The following is a 25,459-nucleotide window of genomic DNA, read 5'->3' as shown; positions in this document are numbered from 1 at the left end:
ATGAAACATTTGTAGAACAGTTTAGCGGCGGCATGATGCCGCAGCGGGACCGTTCTTCGCTATGACGAACGGGGGATGCCGGACATGCTGAGCGGTGTGTCGTTGGGATCCATAGACTACATCAAGCTCATTTTCCTTCAAAAAATGTAAGGATAGATCCCTCCGGGTCCGGTAATCCTCCTGATATAAACCTTCACCTTCCACCGAAAAAACAAAGGTCTTCGTTTTTTTTTGCTCCGCAATCGAAGGGTTACTTGATTTCAGATGAATGGAATGTCTATCTTTAACAAAGGCTACTCCTATCCATGCTGGCGCTGATCTAAGGAATCATTCCAAAGCGCGTCGCTTGCCTCATGCTTTTTTTCATCAACGAGTGTAAACCGAATATATAGTTTTTGTTTTAACTCTTTTTCTGCTTTTTCTCCCCCTTATCATTACCTGGCATCGAGTAGGAAGGAGGATCACTCGCAGGAAATGATTGTTCTATCTCTTCGTCGATTTCCTTTTCCGTTTTTTTCTTGTCGCTTGCAGCTCCCTTTTTCGGCTTTTTGTCAGATGGAGTGGGATTTTCATCTTGGTTCATTTCGTTTTCATTTAAGTTGATAATAGATGTTATGGGTGCGTTACGCTATAAATGACGCCATTCGTATCGTCCGACATCAACAAAGTGCCATCTTGGGTGACGGTTAGCCCCACCGGCCGCGCAAAGTGATCCCTGCCCCCGTTCACCAAAAACCCGGTGAGAAAATCTTCAAACGCTGTTGGCTGTCCATTTTCAAACCTGATCCTACTCACCTTATAACCCACTGGAGCACTTCTGTTCCACGAACCCCGAAAAGCCACAAAGGCATCGCCATTATAATCTGCGGGGAATTGGGTTCCCTCATAGAACACCATGGCCATTGGTGCTGAATGGGCAGTGTACATCAATGCCGGAAACTCCGTCATATCCCGGTATTCCGCATATGTTTTGTCTTCCGGTCGCGGGAACGGATTGTATTTGCCATCATCATAAATAAAGGGCCAGCCATAAAAGCCATTTTCTACGATTTTATTCAGTTCTTCGAGGGGTTCATTGTCTCCCAGCATGTCAATGTTATGGTCCATCCCCCAAAATTCGCCTGTTTCAGGATGCCAATCGAAGCCAATGGTGTTTCTCAGCCCGGTAGCATAAATTTGAATATCGCTTCCGTCGGCATTGGCCCTGAGCATCGTCGCGTGCAACTCGTTAGGTTCCGGGCAGGCATTACAGGTACTTCCGACAGAAATATACAGCATACCATCTGGCCCAATAGCGATGGTTCGATTTGGGTGTTGTCCCCCATCAGGCAAATTATCCACGAGCAAGGTCGGGTCTCGCAATGTACCATCGCTGTTCATTTCAGCCTGGTATATTTCTTTAATGGTTACCATATACAAGGAATTGCCATTAATCGTAAAATCGTGTATATCAGGAATTTCGGCAACTACTTCATTTCTATCTGCGGTACCGTCCCCATTGGTATCCTCCAAGAGCAATACTTGACCGGCTTCCCTATTGGCCACATAGATCTGACCGGTTGGGTTGGCCAAAATCATCCTGGGCTCTTCTATGCCCTCCGCAAATTTTTTGACTTGAAAGCCCTGGGGAACTTCCAACTGCTGAACCCTTTCTTCAGTAGCTTCTACCAAAGCTGGAATAAAAACAAATGTGTTGTTTTGGGATTGAGTCGGGGTTTCATCCGTTTCCGGGACAAAGGTGTCCCAAAAATCATCATCCGCACATCCTATTACCAAGGCGGAGATGACTGTTACGAAGCCTAACGCGTACAATAATCTTTTCATAGGTAACCTGTTTTTTTAAAAATTTCAATTATCATTCCAACATGCTTATTTTTAAAATGAGTAGGTATGGCTTACATAGGTGGTTTATTTAAAGAAAAACTGATGGGGGCTTACCTTGGCAATCATCCATAGTGGTTCCGGCTGCCGTCAAATTGTAACTTTTTAACCCCACACACCCATCCCTATTCGGATTTTAGATCCAGCCTTGGTGTTTTTTGGCATTAGTCCTTCAGGATTTTTACTTCGAAAATTTGAATATGAGCCAATAATTTATTTATCTTTGTCACTAAGATATTTAGTATATGAGCAAAAAACCTGACGAACACGCCATCCAACAGTTCAGGACCGCAAGCCGGCAATATTCCGATGCTTCAATCTTTATGCACGAGGCAATTGCCAGAAAAGCGGGATTAACGGGTTCTGATCACAAGTACCTGGGAATTTTGCACCAGCACAAAAAATTAACTGCAGGAGAGCTTGCAAAACTTACAGGGCTAACAACCGGAGCCGTTACTGGTCTGATCGACCGATTGGAAAAAAAGCAGCTGGTAAAAAGACAATTTACGAAAGACGACAGACGAAAAGTAATCATTGTTCCGAATGAAGAAAATATCATGAAGCTGTTGCAGCCCATTTTTTTAGAACTTCAACAAAAAACGCTGGATCTTATCGCATCTTTTTCAGTGAAAGAAATTCAGGTCATTGAGCGATATTTTGTTGAGGCTACCAGAATTATGATTGAAACAACTGATAACCTGAACAAAAACCAGAATGACAAAAATGGAAAACTTGACCACTGACTACCTGACCAAAGCCGAACTCTGGCTGTTTATTACCACCCTCGTATACTTTATGATGAATGGTGCTCAGATTTTTGAAACGCTGGTGCTTGTGCCTAAATGGGTGGCTTCCCCACCGGCCAACTTTAACCTGTTGATAGACGGAAAAGGGGCAAGTCTCAAACTATTTTGGATAATTTTTCATAGTTTGCACGAGATTACCTTTATCCTTGCGATTATCTTCTGTTGGAAAATTGACCCCGTAAGAAATTGGTTGCTGATATTATTCGCCATCCACGTGGCGGTCAGGGTTTGGACGCTTTCCTATTTTGCCCCCAACATTATTGATTTTCAAAAAATCGCTGAGCAATCAACTTTTACCAAAGATTTAATAAGCCGCACTTCGATGTGGCAGACACTCAATTACATCCGGGTTTCAATTTTCATTGCCGTTTCATTAGGGCTAATCCCTTTGTGCATCAAATTATCTAACTTGAAGCATTAGCAACTATTTCCGAATCAAACCTGCGAAGGTGAAACATGGGAAAGCGGATCATGATAACCCGATTATAAAAGTAATGGCTGTCCAAATTGACGACTTATGTATCAGATCACCTCCTATAAAAATTCCTGTAGACCAGAAATAATGACAATAGGAAGAATCCTATAAATGAAGCATTGGTAGAAATCTCCACAGTTTCATTGGAAATAAAATTGGCATATAGGATGGCACTTACGCAAAGGACCATATATGCCACAGAAACTGCTTTTCCAAATGTCATCGTTTTTTAATATTTTCTGGCTGATGATCATCACGGGACATCAAAATTCCGGTGCCGCCAAAGATTATTCCCTGCCCGCCTTATTTTCATCACCTGTATTTCTATCTATCAGATGTCCTGTTATGAACATCACCATGCTTATCAGCACACCCATAAGTGCAATGTGGTCTTTAAAGGAAAAATCTTCGGGAGCTCCAAAATAAGCTTTGATCATATATCCGGCGCATATTACCATTAGGACGGCCGCCAGTATTATTGCTCTTGTTTTGTTCATGTTCTTTTGGGTTCAAAAGGGGGGACCGATCTCCCCGAGCCTGCCTGCCTCTATATGTAACCGCCTGTCGCAGACACATCCGGATGGCGGCAGATGCTCCGAATAAAGGATGGTCTGTTCCTCAAGGCTTTTCTGCAGCGCCACCAGGCCTTCTCTGGAACCCTCATCCAGGTTGGCGAAAGGCTCGTCCCAAACCAACAGGGCCGGGGAGCCTACCAGAGAGGAAATGAGGCCCAGCTTTTTTTGGTTTCCCTCGGATAACTCCCTGATCTCCTTTTTCCCGGAAATATCAAAGTCCAATCTGTCTATGGCTTCCAAAACAAAATCGTTCATCTCCTCCCCTGAAACCTGCTTCACCATCCCCATGTACTTGAGGTGTTCTCCCGGAGTAAGATAGGGGATCAGAAAATAGCGGTCCAGATAAGCCCCAACATTTCGCTGCCACCCCTCACTCCTATTGGTCTTTCCGTTGAGGTTGACTTCTCCCTTTCTGTTTCTCACCAGGTCCGCCACCGCGTACAGAAAAACGGATTTGCCGGCACCGTTCCTTCCGGTTACCAGGGCTTTCTCCCCTGCTTTGATTTCAATCTCTCCGGGAGATTCCAGCTTAAAATCCTTCAACTCAATCTCAAGGTTGGCTATGGTAAGCATAACTGGCGTTTTTTAAATTCAGAATAATTTTCTTGACCATAAAGGGTTTCAGGAAAAGCCAAAAAGCCAGCCCGAAGGATACCAATGCCGACATGGACAACAGGCTGTGCCCGTAAAACCTGTATAGATAGGTTATCAGCAGATAGGCGAGGATATTGACCAGAACGATAAAGATATGGGATGGCGGCTGCCTGATGATCCCAAACCGGTCTTCGAACAAATCGACCCGTTTTACCCGGAAAGAGGTCAGAAATAATGTCAATGCCTTTCCCACAGTGATGGTATAAACAAATGCGATGAATAACGGTATCCATGAAGAAAGCTCCAAAAAGCAATAAAAAACAGTCCCCCATAACAGAAACAGTATCCCGGAGACAATAAAATTAAAGTGCAACTTGGTGGTTACAAGGGAAATCAGATAGCCGCTGTCCTTCAGTGCCGTTCTCAAAAATGAACTTTCCCAACTGAAAGCGTAGATGCTGTAAATATAAATTGGGGCTCCCAATGCAAAAAATGCCATCATATCCCCATAAAGGGATACCGGCATCCCCGCCTCCTTCATCGAAAAAAGGATCAGCCCGCAAACAAGCGAACCCAATACGGATCCCAGCAGGTAAAACCAGGTCAATTTGTTTCTTCTCAGCAAATACAGTTCATAGATCAACATATTCATAATTCCGCAGATTGAAAATACATTTTTTGTTGGCAAACAAGCCCCCGAGATAAATAAGGAGAAAACCGTTTTTATTTTAGAAGGTTTATAAAAGCAAGTGGTCTGGTTTCAGTCAGCATAGTTTCCCCAAACATCTTCCCGAAACAATTATCTTGGGAATGAATCCAAGTCAACAAACGGCTGCTTGTTCCATATTGATTTCCCGATCCGATAACTTAACAAGTAGACCATTGGCAACAAAAATAATCCCCCAAGAATCAATTCCATACTATATCTATGAATGTACAAATCCATAGCCTTATAAATATTCGTGTTGTGATCATTGTTAAAAACATTCAGTAAAGACAGACTGGCACCCAATAATAAAAACAACATCCAATTATAAAGAAAGGAAATTTTCAGTATCCTGTTTCCAATACTCCTAAATAAAACCATGGCGCCTACAAATAGTAAGTATAATCCAAAAAGTATTACCGCCATTTTAAATTGATAAATCACCAATAGATCGAATATAAATATCGATAGAATAAGAGAACCTATACTAAAGAACCCAATCCAATACAAAGTGTAATGATGTTTGAAAAAAGATTTTCCGGAATGGATAAAATCTTGAGGGTCCAGAAAACAATTGTTATTTATCCTGAACATTTCCAACAAAATCAAACAGGAAAACAGACCGGAAAACTTTTCCACCATAGTTTCCTTTGTAATGGACAATACGATCAGGCACAACATCAATGCGAAAAACAGGTAACGTCTTTTTATCGCGATTACTGTCAAATCAACATCATTATTGACATTTTGAAGCATTTTCCAATCACATTGTATCAAGTAAAAAATGTGTTTCATTTTATTATTCTATTTAGTAAAAGTGCCGGAAGCTACTGAAAAACCCATCTCTTAAGGTCTAAGTTAACCATATATTAAAATATATCCAAATCTAATTGCTTACGATAAAGTTCTGTTTTACAAGCGATTTGTAAAATAGGGGAGTATTAATCATAAGGATGAAAGAACTAACCACCGGATTTGCTTCTTTTTGTCAAGCTCCAACCCATAGCTACCGCTGTAAATACCATGCCGATTGAAATCAGGATTGCGGTCGTCAAGTGCACCTTTTCATCCACGTACAAGTACCATGATAAACCTATCCATACCAGGGCTACGCCCAGCAGAATATTTCTTATAACTGTTGTAAATTCCATTATAATATTATTGGTTTGGTAGGTGTCCGCGGGTATTGTATTATCTTACTCTTTTTATAGACCATATGTCCGACCACGAACATCGCCCTGCTTATCATGGAAATCTAAGCGCAAAAGATCTATGAACGAAAAGCTCCCAAGAGCGACAAGCCGCGCTTTGATCATAATCCGGATCCCATTCCGATGAGGACGGTTGCCCGTATTATCGCCCTTGTGCTGTTCATGCTTTTCTTAGCTGCCATTTTCCTTCCTGATACCTTGTTTAATTCTTATCACACTTGGTATCCCCAAACCAATCACCAAGAATAAGGTGCCTATAAAGGATTTATCGAGGAAGACACTCATAAATCCCCGTTCACCCAATTCAAAAACCCGGAGGATCATCAGACCTACGGATCCACCGAAACAGACAATTAAAATAAAAGTGACTAATCTTTCTTTCATACCTTTACCTTCCGGCAATGTAATTCACACAATTTACTCCGCTTATTAAAAGTCCTGCGTACCGCGAACAAACAAACAGCCATTTCTACTAAAACTAAGAAAAATAAAAGTCGATTTCAACCTACTATCGGAAAGCCATAATTTTCCCATCCCCTTTTTTGACTTAAAAACTTTTCCTAATTCTATTAGAAATCGATATGATGGATAAAATCATCGCTATGGTGACCATCCCTGATAATAAGTACGATATACTTCCTTGTATCAACCCATATAGTGTAAACAATATAACCAATATGCAAGCCGATAGAAGTATATAAAGCCCCTTTTTTCCCATACTATTTGTATTTCACAATTTAAAGAATATCTCGCCCATTGAAGTGAATAGAAAACCGGTTGGGTTATTATCACTAATCCAACTGTAAAGTTAAGCGTATCCAGATTGGCATAGCCAAACTGAGGCGTATGAGACACCAAAACTGAGTGCTGCAATCCATCCTACTGGTCCAGTAGCTAAAGCTAGCCCTGACAATATCAAACCACCCATCGCCACTGCATTGCCTGCGTTGGAACAACTATTCGCCCCTCCTTCCACTCTTTCCATCTGTTCAAAACTCAACTCTTTCATAACATTAAAAATTAAGTTAACCATTTGTTAAAACTTATTCAAATCTAATCGCCTATGGTGAAATAAAATTTCACCGGTTTATTTTCCTTCCAAAAAAACATAACTTTCTTTTTCCCGGCTGAAAACAATGTTATTTCCCGCCACCATTTTGAACCCGTCAATAACATCCCAGAATCCTGCGAATTTCAGGTAACATTAAAAAGCAGACACCTCCCTTTTCTCAAAACTGTCTTCCCGTTTTGTTTTCAGGTGGGGATAGGTGTGATTTTTTCTTTCTTTTGGGAAATATAAGAAGTAGGCCTATGGCCGAAAACAAACTTGAACCGGCAAGGAGATATTTGTTTTCCAAAGAAAGAAACAGATTGACAATCAATAAGACCATCGATATAGCGAATGACCAAACAGCCAATGTTTCATATCAGTATAGGTTTGAAACTGTAAAAAAGCACCTGAAATCCATATCAGGCGTTTTGCATTCAATTAACTCATCCCATATGCTATACAGGCTACATCTGCGACAAGGAAAGCTGCCGAAACCCAGCCAACAAGCGTCCAATTGACCAAATCCCCATAGGAGGCAGTCAGACGCAGCTTCAGACTCTGGCCTTTTTTCTGTTCATTATGGCGTAGGTTAGAAAAAGTCCGAGGTTGACGATAATTGGATATTCCGGTGATGTTGGGTTCTTCGTCAAATTTGGTGATCTTTTAACCTGAATTTGCGAGCACCATTTTTCTTAACAGATGATATCCTGCCCGTCCATACATATTTCTTTTAATGGTTTTGAGCCTGTTTACCTGGCCTTCCACCTGGCCGTTGCTGATGGTTGATGTAACCGCTTGGTCTACTGCGTCAAAATCTGAGTTGATTCCTTTCGCAAATCCTTTTAATCCTGATTCCGAAAGCATTGCTTTTTCAATCCATTCTTTGAGACTGCCTTCTTTTTTGGTTGAAAAAAGTTCTTTGAATTCATTTGCGAGTATGGTCAATTCTTTGATCTCGGGAGATTTTTTCAATAAAAAATCCAAATAGTTCTGATCCTCCTCTTTTAATTCTCCCCCTTTTGCCAATGCCATGAAGGCCAGTTTGGATGTGGACCACGATTTTGCAGGCTTGAGTGCCGGTAAAAGATTCTTCTCCCTGGTCTTGGCGTTATGGCCGTCATTGATGAGCATGTTCATCCTTTCACAGAACTGGGTATATTTCCCGTTGAAGCCAAGCCCGACAATATGGTCAAACAGACTCAACATGGTAGTTTTTGAAGAAAACAGCCTGATCAGTTCGGGCTCAAAGCTGCTGAAATTTGTAAAACTCCTTGAAAAAAGTATTTCCCTGCTTTTTAGCTTTTCAGTTGCAATATACTTTCTGATTGTCTTTCTGCCCGCACCCAGTTGGTTGGCGATGGCTTTGATGCTGTAGCCTTTTTATGTAGTTCCTTTGACTTTTGGAACTTGTATTGTCTTTCCAAACCGACATTGCCGGAAAATACACTGTTTGTATCTTGCCCCCGGATTTCTGTTTTTTCAGTTCCACTGCTTTTATAATCGGAAACTTGGTTATTGTTGGGGTTTTCCTTTCCGTCTTGGGTTACTTCATTTTCGGCACTGAATTCCTGAAAGCTGTCCTTGATCACTTTAAAGTGCTTACGCAACGAGTTCTGAAAAGCATCTCTTAGGTTTACCAATAAGTGGAAGCGGTCGGCGACCTGAACTGCCCGGGGCGCACCTGTTCGGATCCCCAAAGCATAGGCACTGGCCCGGTCCCTTGAAACGGTACGGATTTCAGGATGGGATTCAAGCCAATGGGCCAGTGTGCCGGCTTCTCTGTCAGGAAGCAGGTCAATTACTTTCCTGTTTTCCAGATCAACTATAATGGTCCCATAATTTCTGCCCTTTTTATAGGCCCAGTCATCTACTCCGATTGTGCCTGAAGTCTTTATAGTTTCCGGAAGCTGGATCTGCTTTACGTTTCTCAGTACAGATGAGGGACTTACCGGAAACCCAATGGCCTTACATATTGCTGACCCTTTGTTGCCTCCCAGTTCCAGTCCCAGTTTTCTGATTAGGTGGACTGACCTATTGAAACTTCTCCCGTAAGGTGTGATCTCACAATCAAACCTTTCAGTAAAGATCTTCCTCCTGCATTTCCGGTTCCTGCAAAAGAACTTCCTCGATTCAACGACCACTTTGACTCCTTTACCGGAAACGGGAAGGTCGGAAAATGTCCTTTCATACCGGCTGTGTATGGATTTACTGGGTTTATGGCAGCATGGACAGATACTTTTTTTCTTTGAGGAAACACCCCTGATTACCAGGCCGGGATTTTGGCAAACAAGCGAGGTTTGGCTAAGTTTAATGTTGGCAGGTACAATAAATGAAGATATTACCATAAAACACGTTTTTTAAATACACATATAAATTATATATTTAAATTCTAAAAACCTACAGCAATGGGAAAACGTGTCCTGAAAGTTGAAAGAAAAAGTGCCGAAGAAATAAAGGAAATCCTTAACAGCAATCCGGATTTTTTGTTGGCCACCAGACTGGGCATGGTATACCAGGTAGCAAAGGGGCATTCAAGCAGGGAGGTTGCCAAATGGCACGGCGTAAGCTTCAAACAGGTGGTAAACTGGGTCCATAGATTTGAAGAAGAAGGGGTGGAAGGCTTGCAAAACCGGGAAGGAAGGGGAAGAAAATCCTTTTTGACGGAAAAGGATCTTAAAAGGTTAAAGAATGCGATACTAAAAAAGAAACCTGTTGATTTTGGTATAAACAAAGAAAAATGGTCGGGGCCTATATTATTAAAACTTATTAAAAAGGAATATGATATTGATTATAGACCAACCCAGGCCTATAAATTAATTGAGAAGATGAACCTGCGGTTCCAAAAGGGAAAAGGGATTATCGTAGGGGATTAATGTGTATTTAATAAAGGTTTTATTCACCAAAAGTGACGAAGAACCTGATGTTGACCCCCTTCCGGGCATACTGACCCCCCTAAAAATGACTGGTTTTTTGAAGAACGCTATATACTGACAATTTTACTGTTTTTTTCTGAGACTTTCCCCTTTTATTTCTATTCTATAAGATCCGTGTACCAGTCGGTCCAAAACCGCATCTGCAACCGTCTCCTCTGTAAACACATCATACCAGCTCCCAACCGGTAACTGGCTTACTATAATTGTTGAGCGCTTGCCATGCCGGTCTTCTATCATTTCCATAAAATCCATTTCCTGTTGCTTATCCAGGTGTGTCAGCCCAAAATCATCCAGTATCAATAGATCCGCTTTCGCCAGCTTATCAAAAAATCTGATACTGGAGCCTTCCAGACGGACTAATTTGGCCTTTAACATGAGTTTCTGCGTATTAAAATATGCTACTTTATACCCCTGAAGGCATGCCTGGTGACCAAGTGCTGAAGAGAGGAAACTTTTTCCGCATCCGGTGGACCCGGAGATCAGTACTGCCGTCCCTTGCGCGATATATTCACCGGTTGCCAGGGCGGTGATCAGGTTTTTATCCACTCCCCGGGAAGGATCCAGCCTGAGTTCTTCGATTGAAGCCCTGTACCTGAACCCTGCGTTTGCCGACAGTCTTTTGAACCTTCTGTTGGTCCTTTCCTCTTCTTCGGCCTGGAGCAGTATCTCCATCCCTTCCTGCAGGTTCAGTTCGTGCAGTCTCCGTGTTTCTTTTAGGGCTTCCCAGGTACGGGACATCCCGTGGAGCCTCAGGTTACCCATTTTTGTTTCGATCTGATTCATTGTTCTGTTGTTTATTAAATTTAAGCTGAGTTTGATAATGTTCTTTTCCCCTTACGTTTTTGTGTGCGGGAAGCTTCTTTGGAACCGGTTCCCGGTATTGTCCGGCCATATTGTTTTCCAGTATGTTTTTGACAAAGGAATAGGAGTAGACCGCGTTGTCTATGGCCATTTGACAGGCAAGCCTGAATTTTTCCGCATCCGATTTCCTTGACAGTGCCAGAAGGCCATCACAGGTATTGTAAAGTTGTTCCGGATAACGGTCCTGACTGAAAATATATCCGACAAGCCTGCTTAATATATCCGAATGCCCGGAGGCGAGTTTCTTATAATATTCAGGGCTTCTGTCCCTGTAGTGCCTGTGCTGGGAACATAAGTGGTCGGCGGTTGTCGTGTATTTCCCCTCTTTGGAGCTCCGGATATGTACGGCAACCTGCTCGCCCTCATGGTAGATGTATACCATGGAACGGGTATAGAGCACCTTCATTTTTAAACCTATAAGCCTGTAAGGGACACTGTAATAATGTTTGTCCTCGGTCAGATAGATATGGTTGTTTTTGGCGGCCTTGAGTTCACAGTAACTCTTGAGCACGAACGGATCATCGGGAAGTGCGGACATATGCTTTTTTTCCTCTGCCAGATACTGTTCCTCCCTGCAATAGGGTTTCTGCTGCATCCTGGTCTGGTTATGGGCCTTTACCTTACATTTAACCGCTTCATTGAGCGAATGAAGGTCAAAAAACTGCTGGTTCCTCAGTTTGGCATATACCCTGGAATAAACCAGTTTCACCTGGTTCTCAACCATGGCTTTATCTTTTGGTCTTTTCACTCTTGTGGGAAGTACAGCTGCCCCGTAGTGGGCGGCAAAATCTTCCATGGCCCTGTTGATGTGGGGCTCATATTTGCTGGCTTTGATGACTGCGGATTTCAGGTTATCGGTTATCAAAACCTTTGGGACAGCCCCAAGAAAGGCAAGGCAACAGGATAGGGCATAAAGAAAGTCGGATACGGACTGGCTTGGAACAGCCAGGACGAAGGCATAATCGGAGAAGGGCATACAGGCTACAAAAACCGGACATTCTATTGCTTCCCCGGTTTCCCTGTCATAATAGGTGAGCTTTTTACCTGCAAAATCAATGTAAAGCTTATCCCCTGGAACATGCTGCAATACGGCCGAAGGTTTGGAGGCTTCCTTTTGCTGCTGGAGATGGAAACAGAACTGGGAGTATCCATAGCCATCCGGATTGGATTCCCCGTACTCTTCCCACAATAACCTTTTATTGACCCCTGTACGCCCAAGCTCTTTCAGATAATAGTCAATGCGGGTTTTAAGGTGCTCGTATCTTTCTTCTTTATAAGCAGGGTTTCCCGGGTGGAACCTGGCCTCAAGTTCGGGGGATTCCAGCTTTAGAAGACTTTCGGTACTGTTCTTTGTACCCTGCGAGACAATGGCATCATGCTTTGCAAGATAGGCTTTTACGGTGTTTTTGCTGATACCAAGGCTGCGGGCGATTGTCTTGATGCCCTTGCCCTGCCGGTGTAAAATCAATAATTGTTTTATCTGACTCATCGGTTTTGGTTTTCCTGCCATAGCTTATCCAAATCGGTAAATAAATTTTACCGCAAGAAACCAAAATCATCATTAGGGGGTCAACATGCTCCGGAACAGACCGAAAGAGGGGGTCAACATGCTCCGGATTTTTCCCTCAAGAAGTGTAGAAGAGGGGTCAACATCTGCCGGAATGGCAGTCGATTACAGCCTTTAAAGACACTTTAACCTTCCGCATCCGGGCCTTATTAAGGGGGTCAATTTACTCCGGTATATCCAGATAATCAAAACCAGCAGATAAACTGTGTCCAAGGAAAGTACCTTGAACACAAATCTATCCAGGAGCTCTAGGAACAATAAACCTGAAACAACCACCATCGCATTGGATACAATCCGCTTCATGCTGACATATTTAGATTCACAATAAATTTGAAACGACTTTATTGAATTAGGCATCCAATAAATACTCTAATACACTATAAATCATTATATTATGCGTCTTCCTTTATAATAATCAGAGGACAATCTGAGCCCTTTGAGGGCTTTTCAGATTAAAATGCCATCTCCCGACAGACAGAGATTAGGTTATTGGCTATATGCCTAATTAAATGAATTTATTCTAACCGCTCCTTTTTCTTCTATATCCGTTTTGCGGATTTAAGATGACAAGGAAGATGTAAACAGAGAAAACAAAAATTATCATTACTGAAAGATAGGAAGAGTAGGCAAAATCAAAAACATCCAACCAGATCATCAACTGGATTATCACCAATCCTATGCCTGTAAACTTTATATATTTAGCTATCTTAAATTTTCTTTCAAATACCTCAGAACTCATATGGGAACCTTTATTTTTCGACTGACTTTTATAAAAAATTAAGTTGAACATCTATTAAAACATATTCAAATCTAATTGCCTATGGTGAAATAAAATCTCACCGGGTTATTTTTCTTCGGAAAAAACATAACTTTCCTCTTCCCTGCTGAAAACATATTTTTTCCCATCACCCTTTGAACCCGTCAATAATATCCCTCCCAATCTCAGCGACAATCAAAAAGCAGAAGCAGCCCATTTCTCAAAACCGTGTTCCCAATAGATACCGCTTTATATGTTCTTCCACATTGGCTTTTTGTACCATCAGGCTTATACATAGCGACTTCCATCTTCCCGCTGAAAAATCACCATAAAGCCGAGTCGATTTTAACCCCAGGCAAACAATGATTATTACCGCTTTTGCTGGTTTAGTTGGTTTAGTATCTTTCTCAACGTCTGGAAAAAGTAAACAATAAAAATGAAAGCGAACAGAAGATTAACAATATAGGGTGTTTCCCCCTCAGCGTCAGTATTCTTCACTTCAGTTCCCTGGTAGATCAGATAGCCAGTGGCAAAAAGAGTGATCGACAATTTCAATATGTTGACAAACTCGTTGGGAAATAAGGCCTTCATATTCAACAAATTTATCATTTCAATAATTAGAATTGACTCAGGTTAATATATTAAAACATGTCCAAATCTAATTGCCTAGGGTGAAATAAAATTTCACCGGATTATTTTTCTTCGAAAAAAACATAGCCGTCGTCTACCCTGCTAAAAACGAAGGTTCATCCGTCACCGTTTTTGGTCCGGGCAGGGATTCCATTCTTTTTCCTTTTTAGAAATAGTACGGGTAGGCTACCTGAAATTATCAATAAATAGGAAAAAAAGGCCACATACTTATTGTCTAAAAGAAACGTATTAACGACCAATAGGATGGATCCTATAGTTAATAATAAAATTACCAGTATCTTCATCTTGGTATTCATTAGGTTTGTAAGTGTAAAAGCGCCTGAAACCGTTTTCAAGCGCTTTGTAAAAATTATGATATTGTATATATCGCACAAGCTACATCTACAACAAGGAAAGCCGCTGATACCCAACCAACAGGGTTCCAAAAATTTGTATAAGCTCCTACAGCATAAACAGCCGAACCGATAGCTACACCAGCACATGCTCCCGATACGAAGCCACCGCCTTCAACAACAGATAATTCTTCAAGCGTTAATTCTTTCATTTTGTCATGTTTAGAGATTGTTAACTCATTGCGCAATAAATAGCTCCAAATCCAGTGGCGTAGGCTGATAGACCGCCAATTACAAGCAATCCAACTCCGCCGGTTGCGAGCCCAGCGACTAATGTTGCTGCCGCTAATCCAGCTCCAAACCCTACTGATGTACTGCAATCTGCACCACCATTGACGGAACACATCTGGTTATAATCCAACTCTTTCATAACATTAAAATTTAAGTTAAACATTTATAAAAATATATCCAAATCTAATTGCCTAGGGTGAAATAAAATTTCACCGGATTATTTTTCTTCGAAAAAAACATAACTTTCCTCTTCCCTGCTGAAAACAATGTTTTTTCCTGTCACTGTTTTCAGTTCGTCAATGACATTGTACACTTGCCTTTTACAGATTCCAAGTTTACTGGCCAATCTATCGGGATTTCCGGTTCGCTTTTTTTCTATCATCTCAACCAACCATACTGTCCTTTCATAATATTTCAATCCTGCCATAACTGTTTTCAATTAATGGTTTCTGATACAATCTGCGCGTAAGCTTCCGCGTATTCATTCTGACCGTTGGCCAATATGCTATGAGGCCCGGAATGGGCGATATGCCCATCTTTCAGCACCAGGATCCTCTCGCTTTGCCTGGCTAGGCCCAGCCTATGGGTGATCATCATCATTCCCATTTCTTTTCGCTGTTTCAACAAGCTGATCACCTTTTTCTCCGTATCGAAGTCCATGGCCGAAGTGGCCTCGTCCAGCACCAAAAAGCGGGGTTTTCTGTATAAAGCCCTGGCAATGGCCACCAACTGGCGCTGTCCTCCTGACAGGTTCCCTCCATCCTCCCCGCATAAAGTAAGCAAGCCTTGCTGCAGACGGGAGAAAAAACGGTCAAATCCCGCTTCCCTTACGAAGGCTTGACAGTGCATTAATTCCTGTGGATCATTGCTCAGGCAAATGTTATCGAGGACGGAGGTATTGAAAATCTTTTCAGTCTGGGATACCAGAGCCACCTGTTTTCTCCATTCGGGAAGGGTCCATTGCGCCATGCTTTTGCCATCCATTCCTATAAATCCGCATTCGGGCGGACAAACCCCCTGTATGATCTCCGCCAGGGTGCTTTTTCCCGTCCCGATATGACCGAAAAGCGCTACGGCCTCCCCTTGTTCCAAAGTAAACCCGATGTCCTTCAACAGTGCTCCCCGACCTGCAAACCTGAAAGCAACACTTTCAAGTTGCAAATTCCCTCCGCTTTTATCGGGTTGTGCCAGGCCACTCTCCTCCCCTTCCGGGTTTTCTTTTTCCAGAGAGGCAATCTCGTGCAACCGATTGAAAGCCACCTTGGCCTCCTGCAACTGGATGTTGGAAATGACCAGGGCAGCCGTTCCGGGAATAATGGCGCCACCCACCGTAAGCATGGCCATCAGTTCCCCCAAAAGCAAACGCGCTTCCATCACCATCCACACGCCATAGGCAAACATCAAGCTGATATACAGCCCCACTACCAACTGGGTGAAAAAGCCAAACCTGTTGCCCAAAATGGCCAGGTCGTAGCTTTTTCCTTGGTACAATCCATATACGGCGCCGATACGGTCCTTAAACACCCTTTCCTTTCCATATGACCTGACAGTGCGTATTCCGGTAAGCGCTTCCAGGTATTGGGACTCGTTGTGGGCATGCGCTACCATCACTTCCCGCTGCAAATTCAGAATTGGCCTATGAAATCTGATGCCCACGATCAAAAACAACAACATGCCGGACAAGCATAACAACCCAAGGTGCCATGACAGAAAAAATATATACCCGGTGGACACCAATACCACCAGAAGATTGATAGCCAAATTCCCTTTCACCAAAGAGACGCTATTCCTGATGCGCATCGAATCGTTCATTCTCGCCACCAGGTCACCGGTACTATAGCCCTTTATCAGATGAACCGGCAGATATATGATCTTGTCTACAAAGGACCGGACAACCCTGACATTCAGATCCCTGCCCTGACGGGCCATGAAAATCCCCTGAATATAACCGAGAAAAGCCCGCATACAAAGCAATAGGCCAAGCGCTACCAGCCCTATCGCTATTTTTTCCTTTTCCATGTTCGGCAGGAACTCATCAATGAGCTTTTGGGAAAAAATTGCCGTGGAAAGCCCCGTCAATGCCATCAGGATGCCCAATACCATGGCAACAAGAAGGATGGGGATGTCTTCACGGATCAGGGAAATAAACCATGTCCGCTGGTCTTTTCTGAAATCGTCCTTTTTCCGGAATTTATCATTGGGTAACAGACTGAGCAGGGTGTGAGATTGCCAGACAGCCTCCAGTTCGTCCTCCGAATAAAACGTGATGCCCCATCCCGGATCAACTATCACAAACCTGTTATCCTTGTACCCGTAGCATATTGTAAAGTGTTCACGCTTGTTGTCCATCACGACGTGGAGGATCACCGGTTGGTCCATGGTTTTGAGGTGGACCTTGTCAGCTTCGTAGCCCCTTGCATAAAAGCCTATCTTTTGAGCCGCCTGGTATAATCCCAGCAGCGTGGTGCCGTTTAGTGTGGTGCCGCTTGTCTGGCGGAGTTGTTCCTGCTGAATGTCTCCTCCGTAGTATTTTGTCAGGGCACTCAGACAAGCCAGTCCGCAGGCAAACTCGCCCAGTTGCATGACGTGGATTTTCTTTAATTCGTCAATGGTTCGGTTCATAAAAAATCTCGTTTATATTGCACATTTATTGTCTTCCAAAAAATCCAACAACCTTTCGCCATCCTCTTTTTCCTCACTTTGCACCTGGTGGCGAAAAGCCTGGAGATTTTCCTTGTAATGGGATAGATTGCCTACCATATGGACTAGCTTTGTGTAAATCGTTTTCGCGCTGTCCCGCCGGATGTTGCCCCGCTGCCCGATTCCTTTTTTGACCACCCTAGCTGCACAACCAGGTTGGTCCCATTTTAGAGAAAGCGGATAGACCAGCATGGGAACTCCCGCAGCAAGGCATTCCTTAATGGTGTTCAATCCTCCATGGTTGATCATCACATCGATCCTCTTTAACAATTGGGCCTGCGGTGTTCTGTTAAAGACAAATACATTATCCGGAACAGGTCCCAACTCGTTGATGTCAAAAAACTCCCCTACGTTCAGGATAATCATGAATTGAGTACGGGCGGTGGCCCCCTTCAATATCCGGTTAAAGAACTTCCTGCAGACCCCCAGGTAATCCGAAGTTACCGTGCCCAGCGAGCAATACACCCACGTCTTTTCAGAATGTTCCACCAATTTCAATATACCGGCAAGTCTGTTGTCTTCGATATTTTCCCGCGTTATGGCAGGCAGTGATCCGAAATAGAAAACTTTATTTACTGTTCCCATATCTACAAAATCCAGAGCCCTGGGATATGTGGCTATAAGGGGAATATTGCTAAAACCCCAACCAAAGGCTCTGCTCTTGTCAAACACAAGTTCCCGCAGGTCATAGGTTTTTGCAAAAATTTTTACATCCGTCCCGCCCAAACTAAGCATACGTCCAATTAACAAGCTCCATGCTCTTTTTACCCTCGTCTTGGTCCATAAAAAAGATATGATCAGGGAAGAATAACAGCGTCCGTCCGGGATATATGACGACTGGATCGGGGGTGTTCGCAAATGCCTCAAAGGAAGTATCATGGTGGACACCAACGTGACCTTTATTCCCCGGCTGCGATAAAACAATGCCTTCGGTGCAAAATGATCATCCAATAAAACAGGAAAACGGCCTACCTCCTTAAATGCATGGTCATATGCCTTTTCGGCTTCTTTTATAAAAGGTAAGGCTGTTTGTTGCCTCCCTTTGACTAAATTGTCCAGAAAGTAACGCAAGCTCCCCTTTTCCTTTCTCTCCGACCTTTCCGGTGCCTACCAAAGAATAAAAAGCCAAAATCAAAACTGCTTTCATCGGTTTCCCATTTACACCGTAAAAAATAGAATAAAACAATACCTGTAATTATAGTAAATAACATCTTAAAAAGCAACCTTTTAACACCGCGATAATATTAAAAGTCATTTACTTGTATTTAAACCAAAAAAAATATGTGTTAAATTACATTTTCATTAAAAATTAATTAAACGTAAAAAGTAAAGAAAATGATTGGCCGGGATTATCATTACTTTTGATGTTGGAAAATTCAGTTGTGGTTTTAGCATTGAAATTCTTTATTGAACCATCCCAATGGTCCGAATTTGAAGTAATTAAACCTATACTGCGTTGAAAACATAGTTGGACAATGCCATTTTACCTTCATCTTTTAGGGACAGCAAAAGCTTCTTTCATTCTTTACCCCTACCGAAGAATCTTTTCCATCTTACGTCCCTTGGCCAACTCGTCCACCAATTTGTCCAAATACCTCGCCTGTCTGGTCAGGGGATTTTCGATTTCCTCTATCCGGTAGCCACAGATCACTCCTGTTATCAAATGCGCCCTGGCGTTCAGTTTTGCTTTTTTAAAGAATGTTTCAAACGTCGCCTTCTCATCAATAAGTTCCTGTAGTTTCCTGTCATCGAAGCCGGTCAGCCACTTTATGACCTGATGCAGTTCTTCTTTTGTCCTGCCTTTCCCCTCCACTTTTGTGACATAGTGTGGATATACCGAGGCAAAAGTCATTTTTGCTATTCGTTCATCGTGTTCAGGTGTTGTTTTCATTGACTGTCGTGTTTGTTTGAAATTATAAGCTTCTTCCCATCCCGCTATTCATATGGTCCATAGAAGTGTCATGTCAAGTTTAAATTGACGGAAATCTCGACGATTTTTTGTCCACTAATTACACTAATTGGCACTAATTTTATGGAAAGAACAATGTAATTGAAACAGCTTTTCAATTAGATATTCTCCTTTTCGTGCTAATCCCCGAATCCCGTTGACCGGGTCCGGGGCAGGCTGTGCAATCCCTGACTGCCATCAGGCAGGCATGGACATCTTACGAAACTAATGGGAGTGATCCGAAATCCGAGATTTCATACTTGACATAACACTAGCCAAAATTGTTGATTGCATCTTGTGCATACCTTTTCTTTTCTTACTATTGTTTCATTGAATGCAAGTCAATCGAATTTCCCACTGTGCCCATTCCTATCGAACAAAATCCGTGATATCCAACAGACATTTTCGACTGGAAAACTTTTCCACTCCCATTTCTTCTATTGGACAGTCGGCACAAGCAGAATACACCAAAGTTCCACCTATCAAACCCGGGGCGGAAAAGTATCCCGCAAACCGAAAGCATAAGTTATAAAAATAGCCAAGACGAAACGAGGGATTTGGCGTTTTTTTTTAAGTACCTACCGTGCCGGAGTCACCAATGGTCACATCAGTACATGAAAATCTGGTGGGCTTCCCCTTTGAGCTTGTACCAGCCCCTGGAAGGACTTACGGATAAACGCTGGCTTAACTTAATAACCTTGCCTGCTACCGCACCGGTGAAAACAAACCCAGGCCCGGAATACCGTGAAAAGCAAAAAAAATCAGCAAAACACCTGTTTTTTCCGCAAAAAAGGTAAACTTCAAATCAAAAACCCAATGGACATACATGATACCGGTAACCGATTTGTACGAAAAAACATTGACCGTCGGCAGAAATGATTTTTTGAAGGTCAAAGGCAGCGTGGACACCAACATTTACTACGTGGTCAGTGGAAGTTTAAGGGTGTATGTGCTGGATGACTTTGAAGAACATATCATCCGTTTTGGATACAGGGATAACCTTATCGTTTCCCTGGATTCGTTTTTGACCGAGCAGCCCTCGGACTTTTACATTCAGGCCATCAAAAAGACCGTATTAAAAGTCATCACAAAGAAACGGTTCATGGAATTCCTTGACCAGGATGAAAACAACAAACGGCTGTGGCGTGAAATTTTAGAGGACCTGGTATTGCAACAGATGGAAAGGGAGAAGGATATATTGACCTCCTCGCCAAAGGAAAGGTATCTGCGGGTACTCCGCAGAAGCCCCCAGTTGTTTCAGGAGATCCCCAACAGACACATTGCCAATTATTTGAGAATGAGCCCGGAAACCCTCTCCCGCTTAAAAAAGTCTTGACTTCGATCAAGGTTTTTGTGGTCCCGATGATGGACTTTTATATAAAAAAATAAACAAAACGCTATCCCCATGAAAACTGAATCTGAAAACCTCATTTTAAGTTTGATCGAGCAGACCCGGCAACATTTGAATTTTGCGACATCCCTCAAAAGTAAATCCGATAAAGAGCTGAACTGGAGAGAAAACCCGGAAAGTTGGAGTATCCTGGAATGTATTGAACACCTCAACCTGTACGGAAACTATTATCTCCCCGAAATCACCGACGCCCTATCGCGTACGAAAACCAAAGGGGAAAGCCACTTCAAAAGCGGTGTCCTCGGGAATTATTTTGCCAACAGCATGCTCCCAAAAGAGAAATTGAATAAGATGAAAACTTTTAAAGACAAAAACCCCCTGAACAGCCGTTTGGACCGGTCTGTAATTGACACGTTTATAGACCAGCAGCTGCAGCTGATCAACCTGCTTGACCGCTCCCGGAAAGTCAGTTTGAATAAGGTTAAAATAGGGATTTCCATCGCGAAATGGCTGAAATTAAAACTGGGTGATACCTTTAGATTCATCATCAATCACAATATCAGACACATAAAACAAGTAGAACGCATAGCAACAAAAATGAAAATTGACCTGGACAAAAACAGGGTTTTAAAAAATTACAGTTAAGTGACGTTAAAATTCCTCTCCTTTCAGTACTGGCACCAGGGAATCGGAGAAAGGTTTTCCCAGAATGCTTTGGGACCAAACTTCGTTTACAGAAGCCAAAAATGGTTTACCTGCCAACTGGGTATGGGCGTTCCACTGTCCAGAGGGCCTGCACTGCCTGCGAATTTCCAGCAACCACCCGTCAGCTGATGTATGCACTTGGCGCTTACTTTCCACTATAAATGAAAAGCCACTGCCACATTTGTGGAGTAGTACTTTCAACCGTTTTACCGTATGAATATAGATCCCGCTATGGATCGTAAAAAAGATGATGACATCACCGTTCATTTACGCTCCATCTACCAAGGGGCGGACTCAACGCGGTAATGGACCATCCATCATGGATATGTTTATCTTTTCAATCCTTTGCTTGGGAAATAAAAGAATTAATGATGTAATTTAAAGTGGAAAAAAATTCAATTAAATAATACCCATGAAAAAACCAAATAAAAAATCTTTAGAAAACTCACGCAGAAATTTTCTAAAGAACGCTGCCATCGCATCCTCCATTTTTATCGTTCCCCGGCATGTACTGGGGGGGCCTGGTTACACCGCACCAAGTGATCAGTTAAACCTCGCGGCGATCGGAGCCGGAGGCAAAGGGGCGAGTGATATCAGAAATGCGTCTGTCAACGGCCGTGAAAGGGTGGTTGCTCTTTGTGACGTGGATTTTTCAGGCTCCGCCTCCCGGTCAGTGGAAAATTTTCCCAAGGCCAAGTTATACCATGACTACCGGGAGATGCTGGATAAGGAGAAGGATATCGATGCCGTTACCATTTCCACCCCGGACCACGTCCATGGGCCTGCGGCAAAATACGCCATGGAAAGAGGCGTCCACGTGTACGTCCAGAAGCCGATGACCCATAACATCCGGGAAGCACGAATGCTGACCGAAATGGCCAGGTCCAACAAAATCGTCAGCCAAATGGGTAATCAAGGCGGATCAAATCCCCTTCTGGATATGGTCCAAAAATGGGTAGACTCCGATAAACTCGGAAAAATCTCCAAAGTACAAATATGGACCAACCGTCCCGTATGGCCCCAGGGAATTGAATTCCCCCAACCCAACGAAGGCGAAAAACCGGATGATTTGAAATGGGATCTTTGGTTAGGGCCTGCGGAGAACATTCCTTATACACCCAACCTGCATCCCTTCAACTGGAGAGGCTGGTGGGATTATGGCACCGGCGCACTGGGGGATGTGGGTTGCCACTTGGTGGATATTCCTTTCCGTACTTTGGGACTTCATTATCCAACCGATGCGGAATGCAGCGTAGCGGCCATTTACACCAAAATGTGGACACCGGAATACCATCCCAAAGGTTGTCCTGCCTCTTCTTTCATCACGCTGCATTTTGAAGCGACCGAAAAAAGCAAATCACCCATCGAAATGACCTGGAGTGACGGAGGCATCAGGCCTTCCCATCCGGATATTATTCCGGCCGATCATGATATCGGAGGGGCAAACAGCGCCAATGGGGTACTGATCATAGGTGAAAAGGGCATCATCTCCACCAATATCAACGACAGCTCCCCGCTGATGCCCAAACTTTATCTCAATGACGGCACCACGGAATTTGGCCCTGAAAAAGAAGAGAACGACGAACCCGAGTACGGCCACCAGCGCAAATGGGTCGACGCCTGCAAAGCAGGATTCAACAGTCCCGAGCACAAAGCCCTGACCTCTTCTTTTGACTATGCCGGACCGATGACCGAAACCGTCCTCATGGGCAACCTCGCCATAAGAAGTTATATGCTGAGAAGGGAAAATGCCAAAGGACAAGCGGAATACTATGGGAGGAAAAAGCTGCTATGGGATGGCGAAAACATGCGCATTACCAACCTCGAAGAAGCCAACCAATTTGTGGGGAGGGAATACCGGAAAGGCTGGGAGGTATAAACTTCGTCCTTTTAACTGGTAATCCACGATAAAAAACGGAAAGCTTTGCTTCATGTTTGAATGGTTGATTTCAGAAACCCTCCTTGGCTTGATTAAGGAGGGTTTTTGTCTTTCTGCGGAAACCCAAGGATAAAGAGGGGCCTATCAAATAAATCTTCCAATTTCCGATTTTTTATCCATTAATCAACACGGGCAGATTTTTACCCATTGACTAGAGGGTAAGCTGGGATAGACCGGTTTTTTTAAAATTGTTGTTTCTGAAGACGTTCATAAAGACGGTAAAACATATAATCCGTGTACTGCTTATATGAATAATTGCAGCCGATTTTTTAACTTAGGAAATATATTTCTACCGGGCCCCGGGAACCAAACCATTATCCCTATGTCCAGACCCATTTATCCCGCACAACAAAGCATGCAATCCGGTCAGGAAGCGCTTGCGACAAATGACTGGGAAAAAGCGAAGGAATATTTCAGTGCCGCCGTCCGGATTGAGGAGACGCCGGAATGCCTGGAATATCTCGGGCTCGCTTCCTGGTGGCTGGATGATGCAGCCACTACTTTTTCATGCCGGGAAAAAGCTTACCGGTTATACCGGGAACTGGGCGATAACAAAAGTGCAGCCCGTGTGGCCATAGCCTTGGCTTTTGATTATTTTTCTTTCCAGGGAGAATTCGTCATCGCCAATGGATGGAGCAGAAGGGCGCATCGGCTTTTGGAAGACCTGGCCCCCGGTGTGGAACATGCGATGGTCAAAATATTTGACGGTTATGTGGCTGTCGAGGTCCATCATGATCCCGAAAAAAGCTTCCGTTTGGGTACTGAGATCGTGGAGTTGGCCAGACAGCTTAACGAATTCGATTTTCTGATGATGGGTTTGGCAACAGAGGGGCTGGCTTTGGTCTGTCAGGGACATGTGAAGGAAGGCATGCAAAGACTGGATGAGACAGCCACCGCTGCTCTTGCCGGAGAGATCGGTGATCTTGATATTGCTATTACGGTTTGCTGCTATCTGATCAGCGCCTGCGAGCGGGTAAGGGATTATGGCCGGGCGGTACAATGGTGTTTTCACGTGAATAAAGCCGCCGGAAGCGGTAAATACCCCTTGATGTTTTCCCAGTGTCAAATACACTACTCAGGCATATTGATATGGCAAGGGGATTGGGACGAAGCAGAAGCTCTTTTGGAAACTTATTCTGAAAAACTAATATCAAGCCGTCCCGCGCATGCTGCTGAGGGAATCTTGCTCAGAGCCGATCTGTACAGGAAGAGAGGTAAAATGGCGGAAGCCACCGAATTGATCAAGCAGGCCGGTGCCAGACCTTTTAGGATATTGGGTGCCAACAGGCTTTTGTTAGCCAAATCCGCCCTTGCTTATGACCTTGGTGATTTTGAGACGGCCGGCATGCTGTCGGAACGTTATCTTAGAAATACTCCTGAATCATGCCGCCTGGCTTTGCCACCGGCACTCGAACTGCATGTATTGATCATGATCGCCTTGGGTAAAATCCTCAAGGCCACCGAATCGGCGGCAGCGTTGCGCAAAATTGCGGACACGGTGGGGACGGAGCCTTTGTTGGCAACAGCCGCTTATGTGGAAGGAACAGTGGCCATTGCTCAGGGTGATTACGCTTTTGCTTATAAAAGTTTCGAGTTGGCCTTAGAGCTTTTTGAACAGAACAAGAATCCTTTTGAAGCCGCCCGCGCCAGAACCGGTCTTGCACAAGCCATGTATTTGCAGGGACAGAAAAGCAACGCGCTCGCAGAGGTTCATTTGGCCTTGGGGATATTCGAATCGCTCGGGGCTGTGATTGAAAAACAACGCGCCCGTGTTGTCCTCAATAAAATCAAATCCGCACAGCCCCGTCAATTGGAAAAAAATTTACCGGAGACCCTTACCCACAGAGAGTTGGAGATTTTGCGTGAAATGGCTGCCGGAAGGGACAATGCGGAGATTGCCCGTAAATTGTTCATTAGCATAAGAACCGCAGAACGGCACATATCCAACATTTATGGAAAAATCGGGGCCTCCGGAAAAGCGGCCAGAGCCTTTACCACAGCTTTTGCCCACCGAAACCATCTTCTGGGCGAGTGATTTTTTGAAACACAACTGATTTTGACAAGCGGGTTTTCTGCACGCAGGTCGGATTTTCTTCCTGACCTTCATCTTTCCCTTTTCTACGTG

26 protein-coding genes are annotated in these 25,459 nt (G+C 43.5%); 7 read left to right on the top strand and 19 right to left on the bottom strand.

Going from position 1 to position 25,459, the window contains the following annotated elements:
* Window positions 1-400: 400 nt before the first annotated feature.
* Window positions 401-583: a hypothetical protein gene (locus tag ACFPFU_RS12965; protein ID WP_377065139.1), complete on the bottom strand. Its 183-nt coding sequence runs from the start codon at window positions 581-583 to the stop codon at window positions 401-403.
* Window positions 584-612: 29 nt separating this feature from the next.
* Window positions 613-1,824 (bottom strand): PQQ-dependent sugar dehydrogenase, encoded by a 1,212-nt coding sequence (locus ACFPFU_RS12960; protein ID WP_377065137.1) that lies wholly within the window; start codon window positions 1,822-1,824, stop codon window positions 613-615.
* Window positions 1,825-2,126: 302 nt separating this feature from the next.
* Here ACFPFU_RS12960 and ACFPFU_RS12955 point away from each other — a divergent pair, with 302 nt between their 5' ends.
* A complete protein-coding gene (locus tag ACFPFU_RS12955) occupies window positions 2,127-2,624 on the top strand; it encodes a MarR family winged helix-turn-helix transcriptional regulator (protein WP_377065135.1) in 498 nt (165 codons plus the stop codon).
* Window positions 2,605-3,108 carry a transposase gene (locus tag ACFPFU_RS12950; RefSeq protein ID WP_377065133.1) on the top strand — a complete coding sequence of 168 codons (504 nt, stop codon included), beginning with the start codon at window positions 2,605-2,607 and terminating at the stop codon, window positions 3,106-3,108. The genes ACFPFU_RS12955 and ACFPFU_RS12950 overlap by 20 nt, the downstream gene beginning before the upstream one ends.
* A 341-nt stretch (window positions 3,109-3,449) precedes the next feature.
* Here ACFPFU_RS12950 and ACFPFU_RS12945 read toward each other — a convergent pair whose 3' ends face one another.
* The 7 genes from ACFPFU_RS12945 to ACFPFU_RS12915 form a co-directional block, all read right to left on the bottom strand.
* A complete protein-coding gene (locus ACFPFU_RS12945; protein ID WP_377065131.1) occupies window positions 3,450-3,659 on the bottom strand; it encodes a hypothetical protein in 210 nt (69 codons plus the stop codon).
* Between the two features lie 12 nt (window positions 3,660-3,671).
* Complete coding sequence (locus ACFPFU_RS12940; protein ID WP_377065129.1) at window positions 3,672-4,310, bottom strand: ATP-binding cassette domain-containing protein; 639 nt, start codon at window positions 4,308-4,310, stop codon at window positions 3,672-3,674.
* A complete protein-coding gene (locus tag ACFPFU_RS12935; protein WP_377065127.1) occupies window positions 4,288-4,983 on the bottom strand; it encodes a DUF5687 family protein in 696 nt (231 codons plus the stop codon). Before ACFPFU_RS12935 ends, ACFPFU_RS12940 begins: the two co-directional genes overlap by 23 nt.
* A 1,016-nt stretch (window positions 4,984-5,999) precedes the next feature.
* Window positions 6,000-6,188: a hypothetical protein gene (locus tag ACFPFU_RS12930; RefSeq protein WP_377065125.1), complete on the bottom strand. Its 189-nt coding sequence runs from the start codon at window positions 6,186-6,188 to the stop codon at window positions 6,000-6,002.
* A 231-nt stretch (window positions 6,189-6,419) separates the two neighbouring features.
* A complete protein-coding gene (locus tag ACFPFU_RS12925; RefSeq protein WP_377065123.1) occupies window positions 6,420-6,632 on the bottom strand; it encodes a hypothetical protein in 213 nt (70 codons plus the stop codon).
* Window positions 6,633-7,962: 1,330 nt separating this feature from the next.
* Complete coding sequence (locus tag ACFPFU_RS12920; RefSeq protein ID WP_465263033.1) at window positions 7,963-8,430, bottom strand: transposase; 468 nt, start codon at window positions 8,428-8,430, stop codon at window positions 7,963-7,965.
* Window positions 8,431-8,594: 164 nt separating this feature from the next.
* On the bottom strand, window positions 8,595-9,644 hold the full coding sequence (locus ACFPFU_RS12915) for an ISL3 family transposase (protein ID WP_377065119.1): 1,050 nt from the start codon (window positions 9,642-9,644) through the stop codon (window positions 8,595-8,597).
* Between the two features lie 60 nt (window positions 9,645-9,704).
* Here ACFPFU_RS12915 and ACFPFU_RS12910 point away from each other — a divergent pair, with 60 nt between their 5' ends.
* On the top strand, window positions 9,705-10,172 hold the full coding sequence (locus ACFPFU_RS12910) for a helix-turn-helix domain-containing protein (protein ID WP_377065117.1): 468 nt from the start codon (window positions 9,705-9,707) through the stop codon (window positions 10,170-10,172).
* A gap of 123 nt (window positions 10,173-10,295) precedes the next feature.
* Here the strand turns inward: ACFPFU_RS12910 and istB are convergent, their stop codons facing one another.
* The 9 genes from istB to ACFPFU_RS12865 all read right to left on the bottom strand — a co-directional run bounded on the left by istB (window position 10,296) and on the right by ACFPFU_RS12865 (window position 19,282).
* On the bottom strand, window positions 10,296-11,015 hold the full coding sequence (gene istB, locus ACFPFU_RS12905) for an IS21-like element helper ATPase IstB (RefSeq protein ID WP_377065115.1): 720 nt from the start codon (window positions 11,013-11,015) through the stop codon (window positions 10,296-10,298).
* Entirely contained in the window at window positions 10,987-12,582 is a 1,596-nt protein-coding gene (gene istA, locus ACFPFU_RS12900; protein ID WP_377065113.1) for an IS21 family transposase, read from the bottom strand. Before istA ends, istB begins: the two co-directional genes overlap by 29 nt.
* Window positions 12,583-13,786: 1,204 nt before the next feature.
* Window positions 13,787-14,008 carry a hypothetical protein gene (locus ACFPFU_RS12895; protein ID WP_377065111.1) on the bottom strand — a complete coding sequence of 74 codons (222 nt, stop codon included), beginning with the start codon at window positions 14,006-14,008 and terminating at the stop codon, window positions 13,787-13,789.
* 409 nt (window positions 14,009-14,417) lie between these two features.
* Window positions 14,418-14,612 (bottom strand): hypothetical protein, encoded by a 195-nt coding sequence (locus ACFPFU_RS12890; protein WP_377065109.1) that lies wholly within the window; start codon window positions 14,610-14,612, stop codon window positions 14,418-14,420.
* Between the two features lie 20 nt (window positions 14,613-14,632).
* Window positions 14,633-14,830 (bottom strand): hypothetical protein, encoded by a 198-nt coding sequence (locus ACFPFU_RS12885; RefSeq protein ID WP_377065107.1) that lies wholly within the window; start codon window positions 14,828-14,830, stop codon window positions 14,633-14,635.
* A 78-nt stretch (window positions 14,831-14,908) separates the two neighbouring features.
* Window positions 14,909-15,118 (bottom strand): hypothetical protein, encoded by a 210-nt coding sequence (locus tag ACFPFU_RS12880; RefSeq protein WP_377065105.1) that lies wholly within the window; start codon window positions 15,116-15,118, stop codon window positions 14,909-14,911.
* Window positions 15,119-15,126: 8 nt separating this feature from the next.
* Complete coding sequence (locus tag ACFPFU_RS12875; protein ID WP_377065103.1) at window positions 15,127-17,313, bottom strand: peptidase domain-containing ABC transporter; 2,187 nt, start codon at window positions 17,311-17,313, stop codon at window positions 15,127-15,129.
* 12 nt (window positions 17,314-17,325) lie between these two features.
* Window positions 17,326-18,462, bottom strand: a complete 1,137-nt coding sequence (locus tag ACFPFU_RS12870) for a glycosyltransferase (protein WP_377065101.1) — start codon at window positions 18,460-18,462, stop codon at window positions 17,326-17,328.
* 460 nt (window positions 18,463-18,922) lie between these two features.
* Window positions 18,923-19,282 carry a DUF2200 domain-containing protein gene (locus tag ACFPFU_RS12865; RefSeq protein ID WP_377065099.1) on the bottom strand — a complete coding sequence of 120 codons (360 nt, stop codon included), beginning with the start codon at window positions 19,280-19,282 and terminating at the stop codon, window positions 18,923-18,925.
* 883 nt (window positions 19,283-20,165) lie between these two features.
* Here ACFPFU_RS12865 and ACFPFU_RS12860 point away from each other — a divergent pair.
* Together ACFPFU_RS12860 and ACFPFU_RS12855 are read left to right on the top strand one after the other, a co-directional pair.
* On the top strand, window positions 20,166-20,675 hold the full coding sequence (locus tag ACFPFU_RS12860; RefSeq protein WP_377065097.1) for a Crp/Fnr family transcriptional regulator: 510 nt from the start codon (window positions 20,166-20,168) through the stop codon (window positions 20,673-20,675).
* A 69-nt stretch (window positions 20,676-20,744) separates the two neighbouring features.
* Window positions 20,745-21,335: a DinB family protein gene (locus ACFPFU_RS12855; protein ID WP_377065095.1), complete on the top strand. Its 591-nt coding sequence runs from the start codon at window positions 20,745-20,747 to the stop codon at window positions 21,333-21,335.
* A 6-nt stretch (window positions 21,336-21,341) separates the two neighbouring features.
* Here the strand turns inward: ACFPFU_RS12855 and ACFPFU_RS12850 are convergent, their stop codons facing one another.
* A complete protein-coding gene (locus ACFPFU_RS12850) occupies window positions 21,342-21,596 on the bottom strand; it encodes a hypothetical protein (RefSeq protein WP_377065093.1) in 255 nt (84 codons plus the stop codon).
* 211 nt (window positions 21,597-21,807) lie between these two features.
* Here ACFPFU_RS12850 and ACFPFU_RS12845 point away from each other — a divergent pair, with 211 nt between their 5' ends.
* Entirely contained in the window at window positions 21,808-23,274 is a 1,467-nt protein-coding gene (locus tag ACFPFU_RS12845; protein ID WP_377065091.1) for a Gfo/Idh/MocA family protein, read from the top strand.
* A gap of 382 nt (window positions 23,275-23,656) precedes the next feature.
* Window positions 23,657-25,369, top strand: coding sequence for a LuxR C-terminal-related transcriptional regulator (locus tag ACFPFU_RS12840; RefSeq protein ID WP_377065089.1), 1,713 nt, complete (start codon window positions 23,657-23,659; stop codon window positions 25,367-25,369).
* Window positions 25,370-25,459 lie beyond the last annotated feature (90 nt).

Source organism: Negadavirga shengliensis, assembly GCF_042652345.1.
Lineage (GTDB): Bacteria > Bacteroidota > Bacteroidia > Cytophagales > Cyclobacteriaceae > Negadavirga > Negadavirga shengliensis.
This window is presented reverse-complemented; position numbering and strand designations above follow the sequence as displayed.